This window comes from Sphingomonas sp. LH128 (genome assembly GCF_000293195.2).
In the GTDB taxonomy this organism is placed as follows: domain Bacteria; phylum Pseudomonadota; class Alphaproteobacteria; order Sphingomonadales; family Sphingomonadaceae; genus Novosphingobium; species Novosphingobium resinovorum_A.
The window spans coordinates 1-11,400 of the sequence record NZ_ALVC01000137.1 but is presented as its reverse complement, the minus strand read 5'-3'; the positions used below and the strand labels follow the sequence as shown (position 1 = coordinate 11,400).

General features: G+C 68.4%; 8 protein-coding genes and 1 riboswitch. Of the genes, 1 reads left to right on the top strand and 7 read right to left on the bottom strand.

Translation table 11 applies throughout. From position 1 onward, the window contains the following. The 3 genes from cobT to LH128_RS11685 all read right to left on the bottom strand — a co-directional run. A partial coding sequence (gene cobT, locus LH128_RS11695; RefSeq protein ID WP_008829838.1) for a nicotinate-nucleotide--dimethylbenzimidazole phosphoribosyltransferase occupies nt 1-1,000 on the bottom strand: 1,000 nt, incomplete at its 3' end. Continuing rightward, the gene (locus LH128_RS11690; protein WP_008829837.1) at nt 997-1,404 is read right to left on the bottom strand and encodes a DUF1636 domain-containing protein; all 408 of its coding nucleotides are present in this window, start codon (nt 1,402-1,404) and stop codon (nt 997-999) included. The genes cobT and LH128_RS11690, both read right to left, overlap by 4 nt. A gap of 247 nt (nt 1,405-1,651) precedes the next feature. Then, nucleotides 1,652-3,625 carry a TonB-dependent receptor gene (locus LH128_RS11685; protein ID WP_008829836.1) on the bottom strand — a complete coding sequence of 658 codons (1,974 nt, stop codon included), beginning with the start codon at nt 3,623-3,625 and terminating at the stop codon, nt 1,652-1,654. Nucleotides 3,626-3,799: 174 nt separating this feature from the next. After that, a riboswitch (cobalamin riboswitch) is annotated at nt 3,800-3,991 on the bottom strand. A 72-nt stretch (nt 3,992-4,063) separates the two neighbouring features. Here LH128_RS11685 and LH128_RS11680 point away from each other — a divergent pair. Then, nucleotides 4,064-5,383, top strand: a complete 1,320-nt coding sequence (locus tag LH128_RS11680) for a cobyrinate a,c-diamide synthase (protein ID WP_037519145.1) — start codon at nt 4,064-4,066, stop codon at nt 5,381-5,383. Here the strand turns inward: LH128_RS11680 and mdoH are convergent. From mdoH to LH128_RS11660, 4 genes are all read right to left on the bottom strand, one after another. Beyond that, complete coding sequence (gene mdoH / locus LH128_RS11675) at nt 5,362-7,176, bottom strand: glucans biosynthesis glucosyltransferase MdoH (RefSeq protein WP_037519142.1); 1,815 nt, start codon at nt 7,174-7,176, stop codon at nt 5,362-5,364. The genes LH128_RS11680 and mdoH overlap by 22 nt on opposite strands. Before the next feature lie 11 nt (nt 7,177-7,187). Then, nucleotides 7,188-8,678 (bottom strand): glucan biosynthesis protein, encoded by a 1,491-nt coding sequence (locus tag LH128_RS11670; RefSeq protein WP_008829833.1) that lies wholly within the window; start codon nt 8,676-8,678, stop codon nt 7,188-7,190. Between the two features lie 100 nt (nt 8,679-8,778). After that, nucleotides 8,779-9,972, bottom strand: coding sequence for an efflux RND transporter periplasmic adaptor subunit (locus LH128_RS11665; RefSeq protein ID WP_008829832.1), 1,194 nt, complete (start codon nt 9,970-9,972; stop codon nt 8,779-8,781). Beyond that, nucleotides 9,965-11,014, bottom strand: coding sequence for an RND transporter (locus LH128_RS11660; RefSeq protein ID WP_327195138.1), 1,050 nt, complete (start codon nt 11,012-11,014; stop codon nt 9,965-9,967). The genes LH128_RS11665 and LH128_RS11660 overlap by 8 nt, the downstream gene beginning before the upstream one ends. Nucleotides 11,015-11,400 lie beyond the last annotated feature (386 nt).

Below are 11,400 nucleotides of genomic sequence, written 5' to 3'. Positions count from 1 at the left end.
CCGCCGCTTCGTCGAACGTCGCCATCCGGTTGTGCGTCGCCAGAGCCCCGCGCACGATCGGCACCGCCAGCGCCGCGCCGGTGCCTTCGCCCAGCCGCAGGCCGAGGTGGAGCAGCGGCTCCAGCCCCAGCTTGTCCAGCAGCCGCACATGGCCCGCCTCGGCCGAGCAGTGTGCGGCGATGCAATGATCGGTGAAACGCGGGTTGTCCCGCAGCAGCGGCAGGATCGCGGCCGAGGCGATGAACCCGTCGAGCAGCACCGGCACCCGCGCCAGCCGCGCGGCGAGGATCGCCCCCGCCATCGCGGCGATCTCGCGTCCGCCGAGAAGGCGCAACGTCTCGAAGGCGTCGATGGCGGCGCCGGAATGCAGCGCCACGGCCGCCTCCACCGCCACCGCCTTGCGCGACAGGCCGAGGTCGTCGATCCCGGTGCCGCGTCCGATCCAGTCCTGCGCGGAGCCGCGCAGTACGGCGGCGCAGAGCGCGGCGGCGGGCGTGGTGTTGCCGATGCCCATCTCGCCCACCAGCAGCAGCCGGGTATCGGCGCCCAGCGCGGCGGCGCCCCGGTTAAGGGCGTCGAGGCATTCCTCCGCGCTCATGGCCGCCTCGCGGGTGATGTCGCCGGTCGGCCGGTCGAGATCGAGCGCCACCACCGAAAGCCGCGCGCCGCAGGCCGCCGTCAGGGCGTTGATCGCCGCGCCGCCCGCCTCGAAGTTGGCGACCATCTGGACGGTGACTTCGGGCGGGTAGGCGCTGACGCCCTGCGCGGTGACGCCGTGGTTTCCCGCGAAGACGACCGCCTGCACCGGGTCCGCCTCGGGGCGCTCGCTGCCCTGCCATCCGGCCATGAACACCGCGATGTCCTCCAGTCGGCCGAGCGCGCCGGTCGGCTTGGTGAGGCGGGCCTGACGGTTCAGCGCGGCGGTGCGGCTGGCCTCGTCGGATTCGGGCAGCGCGGCGAGGGCAGCGGCGAAGGAGGCGGGATCGGCGAAACGGGTCATGTGCAGACGTAGCCTTCCGGGGGCGTGCGGGTGATGAAGTGGCCCTTCACGCCTTGCGGCCATTCCTTGAAGGGGACGCGGCCGTGCTCGCTTTCGGCGTGGCGCGCGGCATATTCGAGGATGGCGCGGGCGGCGTCTTCGTCCGGCGTGAAGTCGCCCAGCACGTAGCCGACTTTGCCCGGTGCGCGGATGTGGACGGTGCAGTGGCGGCTGCAGGCGAAGAGGCAGGGCATGGCCTGGATCTGCACGCCCTGCAGTTCGGGGTCGGCGGCCTGAACGCTGCGCATCGCCGCTTCGAGCAGGGCGCCGCCCCGCTGGCCGGTCTCGTCCTCGCGGGCGTCGGCGGTGTGGCGGCAGGTGTTGCAGACGACCACCGAAGGGCCGGGAGGTACGGGGGTCAGCATGGGGGTGTCACCTTGGTATTGGTGGTGAGGCCCACCCCGCTGTGGTTGAAAAACTGTCCGTCATCCCCGCGAAGGCGGGGACCCATCTGATGCCGTCGCAAGAGGCGAAGTCCGGAGATGGGTTCCCGCCTTCGCGGGAATGACGACGATACAATCACAGGCGGTCGCGTTCCGGCCGGCAGGTCCTCCCCTCCCGCTTGCGGGAGGGGCTGGGGGTGGGCCTTTTCGGGTTGGGCCTTCCTTGTCATCAGAACCGGCTGCGCACGCCGACGTAGACCGTCCGTCCCAGTGCGGAATAACCCGCCGCCGTCTGGTAGTCCTTGTCGGTCAGGTTCTCGACGCGGCCTTGCAGCATCAGGTTCTCCTTGATCCGCACTTGCGCGCGAAAGTCGATCAGCCAGTAGTCGTCCAGCTTCGCGGTGCCGGTGGCGGCGTTGAAGGTCTCGCCCGAGTAGCGCGCCGCGACGCTGGCGCGAAGCCCTTGCGGCAGGTCGATGCCCGCTTCGGCATTGGCCATGTGGCGCGGTACGCGCTGCAGCTGGCGGCCGTAGGTGGACGAACCCTCGGTGCGGTCCTCGGCGCGGGTCCAGCTGTAGTTGCCCTCGGCAAACAGCACGCCCAGCTTCGCCGACGCGGCGAGTTCCAGGCCGCTGGCCTTGGCCGTCTTGACGTTGGCGTAGTAGCCGAAGCGCGTGGTCGTGGTGCCGGGGATGTAGCACGCGGCGGGCAGCGTTCCACTGGTCGGGCAGTAGGCGAAGTCGATCAGGTTGTCGGTGTCGCGCTGGAACCAGGTTGCGGAGAGGCGCAGGGCCTCGCCGAAGTTCTGCTCGGCGCCCACTTCCCAGCCCTTCGCCTTCTGCGGGGCGAGGTCGGCGGTGCCGTAGGCGCTGTACATCTGGTAGAGCGAGGGGGCTTTGAAACCCTCGTCATAGCTGGCGCGCAGCACCGTGGCGCCTCCGTTGGGGGTATAGGCCGCGCCCGCGCTCCACACGGTCTGCCCGCCGAAGCGCGACTGGTGATCGTAGCGCGCGCCGCCGTCGAGGGTGAGGCCCTTGACCGGGCTCACGCGCAGTTCGGCGTAAAGGCTGTCCATGTCCACCGAGTAGGGCGTCAGCGTATAGGGCGTGGCGGAGTTCGTCGGCGAGGCGGTGGTCATCCGCTGCTCCTCGCGCTCGGCGCCGAACACGGCCTGGATCGCGTCGCTGAAGGTGTAGGTGCCCTGGTACTCGTAGCGGCGCAGGCGGCCGTGCGCGTCGAAGGTGATCGCGCGGATCGAGCGGGTGGGGTCGAAGTTCTCCCGGTCGGTGACGTTCTGCAGCACCGCGACGCGGTTGACCAGCTTGCCGTCCAGCAGCGCGAAGTTGAGGCCCGCGTAGCCGGACCATTCCTTCGTGGTGCCATAAGCGAGGGTGTCGCCTGAAGTGCCGTCGAAATCGTTCTTCCCGTCGGCCCAGTAGCCGCGCAAGTCGAGGCTGACGCCGGGGGCGACGCGCACCGTGACGGTGCCGCTGGCGGCGCTGCGCTGGAAACCGTCGGCCTCGGTCCCGTTCGCGCGGGCGGAGATACCGTCGGTGGTGAAACGCGAGGCGGAGAGGCGCCAGTCGATGAGGTCCGAGGTGCCGCCCACGCCCGCGCGGGCGGAGACGTTGTCATGGGTTCCCGCCTCAACGGCGAAGCTGCCTTCGAGCCGCTCGGTCGGGCGGCGGGTGCGCACGTTGACGACACCGCCGGTCGCGTCGCTGCCCCACAGGATCGACTGCGGCCCGCGCAGGATCTCGATCCGGTCGACGTCGTCGAGCAGCAGGTTGGAGAAGCCGTAGCCGCCCGCCGTCGCCGAGGGGTCGGACAGGCGCATGCCGTCGATCACCATGACGGTCTCGCCCGCATCGGCGCCGCGGATGCGCAGCGAGGTGGTGGTGCCGTAGCCGCCGTTGCGCGACATCGAGACGCCGGGGGTGCGCAGCAGGGCATCGGTCAGGGCGATGGGTTGCAGGGCGACGATCGCGGGCTCGCCCAGCACGGTCACGGTGGCGGAGACGCGCTCGATCGCGACGGGGGTGCGAAGCGCGCCGACGACGATGTTGTCATCTTGCCGAGTGTCGCCGTCGGTATCGCCAGGTGCCGTTGTGGTATCGTTGGGTGCCGCTGTGTCGGCGAATGCCGGAGAGGCCGAAGCGAGCAGTGCGATAGCGGCGGTGGTAATGATAAGATATTGTTTCACTTGTATTCCTTCATGCGAACGACGGTGCTCCGTCGGCCGGTGAAGGATATTGGGACAGTGGGCGCGGACAGGCAGCGCAACACCTCCCGCAAGCCCCCTCAGGCCGCCGGAACGATGGCTGTCGTTGCGCGAGGAATGCACTTCCCCCGTTCGTCCGGCACACCCTGTCCGGTCGAAGAACGACGGCGACGGGCAGGTCTCCTGGCTCACGGGTCATCGCCGATTTCGGCCGCCTTCTCAGGGGCTTGCACCCCCAATGGCATGTGGCAGAACGGCTCTCCGCTTACAGTTGCAGGGGCAGCCCGGGTATCTCACCCGCGTTCCCTTTCAATCCCCTCGCGGGGAACCTGTCGCGGCGCGGCAAGTATCGTGCGCCGGGGCGCCGCGCAAGAGGCCAATGCTTGCGCCGACCTGCCGGAAACCATAGGTGCGGGATCGATGGACACTCCGCGCCAAGACGATGCCCCCGCCTGCCCGGCGTACCTGGTAAGCGCCCCGTCCTCGGGTCAGGGCAAGACGCTCGTGACTGCGGCATTGGCCCGAACGCACCGCAATGCGGGCAGAAAAGTGCACGTTTTCAAGGTTGGACCGGACTTCCTCGACCCCATGGTGCTCGAAGTCGCGAGCGGCGCGCCGGTCCTTCAGCTCGACCTGTTCATGTGCGGAGAGGCGCAGTGCCGCGCCCTCCTGCACGAAGCGGCGCGCGAGGCCGACCTGATCCTCGTCGAAGGCGCGATGGGCCTGTTCGACGGTGACCCCAGCGCCGCCGACCTCGCCGAACGCTTCGGCTTCCCGGTGCTGGCGGTGGTTGATGGATCGGCGATGGCGCAGACGTTCGGCGCCCTGGTCCACGGCCTCGCGACCTACCGGCCGGGGCTGGAGGTCCATGCGGTGATCGCCAACCGCGTCGGCAGCGCGCGGCACGCGGAATTGCTGGAGCAGGGCGTGCCTGCGTCGGTGAAGTGGCTGGGCACTTTCCCGCGCGAGGCCGGAGTGACGCTGCCCGAACGCCACCTCGGGCTGGTGCAGGCAGCCGAGGTCGTGGATCTCGACGCGCGACTGGATCGGGCGGCGAGCCTGCTGCCTGATGCCGTGCTGGACCTGCCGCCGCCGGTGAGCTTCCCGGCGCCCGAGGTCCCGGAGGAAAGCCCCAATCTGGCGGGTCTGCGCATCGCCATCGCGCGGGACGAGGCTTTCGCCTTCATCTACCACGCCAACTTGCGATGGCTGGAACGGGCAGGCGCGCAGCTCGCCTTCTTCTCACCGCTTCATGACGCGCGATTGCCCGATTGCGAGGCGATCTGGCTCCCCGGAGGCTACCCGGAACTGTATCTGCAGACGCTTGCCGCGAATGCGCCGATGCTCGATGCCATCCGTGCGCACCATGCGGCGGGGAAGCCGATTCTCGCCGAGTGCGGGGGGATGCTCTACGCTTGCGCATCGCTCACGGACGTAGAGGGCAATCGGGCCGATCTGCTCGGATTGCTGGAGGGGCACGCCGCGATGCAGCGGCGTTTCGCCGCCCTCGGCATGCAGCACATCGCGCTGCCGGGAGGGACCTTGCGCGGGCACACGTTCCATTATTCGCGGCTGGAAACCGGGCTCGTACCGGAGGCTCGCGCCAGCACGCCGGACGGGCGGGACGGGGAAGCGCTCTATCGCGTCGGCTCGCTCACCGCGAGCTACATGCACGCATACTTCCCGTCCGCTCCCGAAGCGGCGGCGCGGTTTTTCGTTCAGGCTTCGACCAGCGACTGACCTTTGGGGAGGTCGGGGTCCTTGCGCGGATCTTCGCTGGCCTCGACGATGCCGGGTTCGGGCACTCGGAAGACCTTCGCCGCGTCCGCCTTGTCGCCGAGGTTCTCGCTCGAAGACAGGCTGATAAGCCAGGGCGAGAGGAACAGGCCGACGATGATCGGCGAGAGCCAGATCGCCGTCGTCATGTCGAGGAACGCCGTCGCCGTCAGGCCCGCGCCGAGCAGCAGATGCTCACGCAAGTCGGGCAGGACTTCGCGCACGGTGATGCGGCGGGCATCGCGGGTCTGGGTGTTCCAGCCCGCCGAGATGCCCAGCAGCAGCCCGAGCAGCGCCTTGGTCTGTGTCATCATGGTGATCGGTGCGAGCAGCATCGCCAGTACCGTCTCCAGCAGGACCGAGCGCACGGCCGCGAAGCCGCCGCCGAAGCTGCGGCGCCGCTCGCCGTCGGCCAGGACCCAGATCAGGCCCATGATCTTCGGGCCGAACAGCAGCATCACCGTCAATGCCAGCACGCTCGGCGGGGCGAGGGTGACGAAGCCGCCATCGCCATGCGTCGCGACCTGGCCGATCATCGTCAGGATCAGCAGCAGCCAGCCCGGCGAGGTGAGGTAGGCCGAGGCGCCAATCAGCAGGTGCAGGCGGCTCGCCCAGTGCAGGCCCGAGGCGCCGAGGAGCTGCAGGTGCTGCAGGTTGCCCTGCATCCAGCGCCGGTCGCGGATCGCCATGTCGATAATCGTGGGCGGGAATTCCTCGTAGGAACCGCCGATCATGACCATGTGGACGGCCCAGCCACGGCGGCGCAGCAGGGCGGATTCGAGCATGTCGTGGCTGAGGATATGGCCGCCGAACGGAGCCTTGCCGGGAAGCTCAGGAAGACCGCAGGCCTCGGCGAAGGCGCGGGTACGCACGATCGCGTTATGGCCCCAGAAGTTGGCCTCCGACCCCGACCACCACAGCAGCCCGGCGCTCGCGATCGGGCCATAGGCCTCGCTCGCGAACTGCATCCAGCGCTGGAACAGGGTTCGCGCGTTGGTGATCATCGGCACCGTCTGGAGCAGGCCGATCGAGGGACGCTCCTCCATGATCGAGGCCATGCCCACGATCGTCTCGCCGCTCATCATCGAGTCGGCGTCGAGGATCAGCATGTTCTCGTAAGCGCCGCCGAAACGCTTCACCCATTCGGCGATGTTGCCGGGCTTGCGCGCGATGTTCTTCTCGCGGCGGCGGTAGTAGATCTTGATCGGCGCGTGGTCGGCCAGTTCGTGCCAGGCGGCTTCCTCGCGCTTGCCGTGGAAGGGGTTGGAATCGCTGAGGACGAAGAAGTCGATCCACGGCGCGCCGCCGGCTTCGGCGATCGAGTAGGCCATGGCACGTACGCGGGCGAAGACTTCCTCGACGCCCTCGTTGTAGACCGGCATCAGCACGGCGGTCTTGTGGCGCAGGCTGGAGGCCGGGCTTGGCAGCGCGGTGAAGCCGGGATGCTCGCCGGTGATGAGCTTGAGGAAGCCCATCGTCGCGGTAACGAAGCCGAACGAGATCCAGCAGAACAGCGGCACGAAGAACACCAGCAGCAGCGCTTCGACCCAGTCGAGCCCGTCGCGCGAGAGTTCCATGCGCACCGTGCTCGATGCGGCGAGGCCGATGGCGGCGGTGAGCGCGAGCAGCAGCAGGCGCTTGACCAGCATCCCGTGCGGCGCGGTTTTCACCTCGCGTGCGCCGGGCGGATTGCCCCACAAGTTCTGGATCGGCATCGCCATGGGCGATTCGGCCGGAAGCATCGGCGAATGGTTCATCGGCGTCGCACTCACGTTTCAATGGCCTTGATAACGGTCTCACTGAGCGCGGAGTTGCCGCGCTTGAGGAAAAGACGGAACTGGGGCTGGGTCAGGGCGGCGGATCGCACGTCGATCATCGCCCTCCAGCGCCCGTCCGAGCGCGCCACCGGATAGGCGACGGAGGAGACCACCGCAGCCTTGGGCAGGTCGGTATCGGGCGTGACGCCGCTGGTCCGGTCGAGGCCCGCCAGCGCGGGACCGGAGAAGTCGAACACGAACTTGCGCACGCCTTCCAGCGGCGGCGAACCCGGACTGCCGCCGGGGCCTTCGAAGACATCGACGCAGCGTGAGCCGCCATCGATGGTCGGGTCCTTGGACGTCCAGGTCAGTCGATAGGCGAAATCGCGGCGCTGCCCGGCCTTCGCCGGACGGTCCGCGCGCCAGAACAGCGCGATATTGTCGAGCGTCTCACTGTTCGTCGGCATTTCGTAGAGGCCGACCGCGCCCGCGCCCCAGTCTCCCTTGGGCTCGACCCAGAGCGAGGGGCGACGGTCGTAGAATACGCCGTCGTCCTGATAGTGATCGAAAGCCTGATCACGCTGGAGCAGGCCGAAGCCCTTTGGCGAATCCGAACGCAGCGCATGAAGCCGCGCCACCGCGGGATTTTCCAGCGGCCGCCAGACCCGCTCGCCATTGCCCGACCAGATCGCGAGGCCGTCCGAATCGTGGATTTCCGGCCGCCAGTCGCCGCGCGCGCGGGCGGGGCTCGACTGATCGTACCAGAACATGCTCGAAGCAGCGCCGAGGCCCAGTTGCTTGACGTCCTTGCGCAGGAACAGCGCCGCAGTGACGTCCTGCGTCACCCCGTTCGCCGTCTTGCGGCAATCGAAGGCGTAGGCCCCGGCAAGGCTCGGCCCGTCGAGCAGGGCATGGATGCGCACGCTGTCGGCGCCGGTCTGCTCGATCCAGAAGCGGGTGAAGTCGGGAAACTCCTCGCCGGTGGCAAGGCCGGTGTCGATGGCGATGGCGCGCGCCGAGAGGCCATACTGGTCGCGGTCGCCGGAGGAGCGGAAATAGCTCGCGCCCTGAAATGCCAGCCAGTCGCTGCGGCCGGTCGCGTCCATGACGCGGAAGCCCACGGCGTCGGTGTTGTGACCGCCGACGAACAGATCGCTGGTATCGACGATCGCGCGCGCCTGCCCGCCCTCGACCACCGCGATCGTCACTGGTTTGGGCGCGGTGCCGCGCACGGCGGGGAACAGCCGCACGTTGCCCGCAACCATCGGGGCATCGCCGTAAGTCAGCTTCCCGGCCGCATCGTAGTCGGCGGCTGCGCGCGTGGATTCGGCGATCGGCGCATAAGGCTTGCGGGCGAGATCGCGGGCCTGTGCCACCAGGCGATCCCACGAAAACGGCTCGGGCGTACCGAGACGCCCGCCCGTCGCGGCCTTCACCCCGTCAGGCAGGGCGCTTGCCGCTGCGAGCGCCGCCATCAGCCCCATGGCCGTGCGGCGCGACATCTGCGCGTCGTCGTTCAGAATGCTGCTTACCCTTGTTGCCTCGGATTTTCCGTCGAATGCCCATACGCACGGACGCGGCAATTGTTGCAGGAGGAACCTTTCATCCGCCTGACTGGCCGCCTCCGGCCGTCGCGTCCCGCCAACCGATGATCGCGCGATCGCCGGGTTTGAGGTCGTTCGCGAAGACTTCGGTGCGCTTCCCGTCGCTGGCGCCGACGGTGACGTAGACCCGGCGCGGCTCGCCCCCGTCGAGCACGAAGATGCGCTCGCGCCGCTGCGGACCGCGCGCGCCCGGCTCGAATTCCAGCGCGGCATTGGGGACCAGCAGCACGTTCTGCCGTTCGGGCAGTTCGATCTCGACGGTGGCCTTCATGCCGGGACGGACCTGCGGGCCGGGCTTTTCGATCGTGAAGACGGCGAGCGGCGGTGTGGTCTGCGGCGGCGGAGATACGCGCATCAGCGTCAGCGTGGCCGATTGCGGCGCGTCGGGCAGGGTATCGAGCCGGATATTCGCGAGCGTTCCCGCCTTGATCGGCTCTGCCCTGTGGGTGTCGAGCGGCACCTCGATCGTCAGCGGGGCGATGCCCTGCGCGATCGTGAAGAGCGGCTGGTGATCGCCGATCATCTGCCCTGGTTGCGCATGGCGCATGGTCAGTATGCCCGAGAACGGAGCGCGCACTTCGGCTCCGGCCTTGCGCGTCTCGTCTTCCTTGAACTGTATCTGCGCGGCCTTCACTTCGGCGCGCGCCGCCTCTACGCCAAGGTCCGCGCGGCGGGCATCGGCACGGGCACGCTCGATCTCGTTGAGCGAGGGCGCGCGGCCGCCCGAACGACGCCATACGCTCTCGAACCGGGCGAGGCGCGATCCGGTGTCCTGCGCGGTGACTTGCGCCGCTTCAAGGGCGGCCTGCGCCGCAGTCAGGCGCGAGCGGCCGACTTCCACCGCGCCCTTGATCTCACCCGCGTCGATCATGGCGAGCAGTTCGCCCTGTTCGACCGCGCCGTCGCTCTTGCCGGATACCCAGGTCACGCGGCCGGGAAGCGCCGAGAACACTGTCACTTCGCCGGCGCCGCGAATCTGCCCGCGTTCGGAGATCAGCGGGGTCAGGTTCCCGCGCTCGACCGGGGTGGAATAATACGGGGAGTCGTCCCCGCTCACGAAGCGCACGAAGAACGTCATCGCCCCCAGCGCGGCGATGGCCAGGATCAGCAGGCTCAGCCAGTGGCGGAACACGCGGCGCGGCGCGGCGCCGAGCAGGGCGTCGAGCGGGGTATGCGTATCGTGTTCAGTCACAGCCGGCGGTCACCGTTATCGTGGGGCCTGTCGCGGAGGGATCGGGTGCAACGACCGGTGCAAGACCTTCGCGCGCCCAGCTCCCGTCCTGCCCGGACCAGAGATCGAGGGTCGCCGTCACCCGGGCCGCGCGCGCATCAGCCAGCGCGAGTTCGACCGCGAGCGCGGCGGCTTCGGTCACGTAAAGCGTGGAGAAGGCCCCGGCTCCCTCGCGGTAGGCGGTACGCGCGTCACGGACGGAGCGACGCGATTCCTCCAGCGCCTGAGTCAGTCGGGCTTCCCTGAGGACGGCATCGGCCAGAACGGCCCGTTGCGGGTTCTCCGGTGCGGCCGAGGCAAGCGGGTCTACCGCAGGATCGGGAAGCGTCCCCGGGGTGCCGAGCTTCGCGGCAAGGGCGTCGGGCTGATCCCCGACAAGGCGGGCCAGTTCGGCAATGGCCTGATCGAGCCGCCCTTGCGCGAACCCCAGTTCACCCTGCGCGGTCTCGTCCTGCGAACGGGCGAGCGATCCGTCGATCGCCGGAACGAGCCCGGCCTCACGGCGGAACTGGGCGACTTCCGCATTATCCTTGTACTGAGCCCGCAGATTGCCGCGCAGCGCGACGTCTTTCTGCAGGCGCCGCACTTCGACATAAGCAAGTGCGATCTCCCGCGCGAGGCGTTCGCGCCGCGTGGACACCCTCTCGACCTTCTCAGTCCTGATCTGCGGGTCGGCGTTCACGCTCTTGTCGCCGAACAGCCGCCCCAGCTTGGCGCCGATACGTTTGGCGTCGTGCTCGGTCTGGTAATCGTACTGGCGCAGCGAAGCGATCCGGCAGATGACTTCGGGGCTGGTATCGAGGCCCTGCTGTATCAGTGTCGCCAGAACGGGGTCTCCCGCCTCGCGCCACCATGCGGGGGCCGCGGGTACGACAGGAGTCTCGGCGCCGGCGGCAGGGGCCGGGGCGCTGGCGACGTCCCTCGTGGTCTCGGCGCATCCTGCACAAGCGAGCGCGAGCGCCATAAGCGCCGCGCCGCCCAGTCGCGCGCGTGGTTTCAACATTCTCGACACGTGCATTCCGATAGCACCTGAGCCCCGCGAAGCAATCATGCTGCGATAGCGAACGCAGGAATGCCCGACTGGTGGCAGGGAGCGATGGGAGATTCGCGCTTTTATGCAGGCTGAACGGGGTGATGCTGCGCGGTAAGAGGGGTTATGTAATTGCAAAGGCGCAGGAAACCGGGGTTTTTGGTGTTTGATGAACTTTTTTTGAAATTAGAGTGTTGACCGACTCACTTGGTGGCCTTAGAGGCCCGTTCACCGCAGCGGACCACACGGTTTTGCATCGGTCGCCAAGCACTGACGGGCACCAAGCTCTCCGAGGTTAAAGCCGGGGACGACGGGTTGTCCGGGTTTGTTGTCTGGTGGATCTTTGACATTGTAGGTTT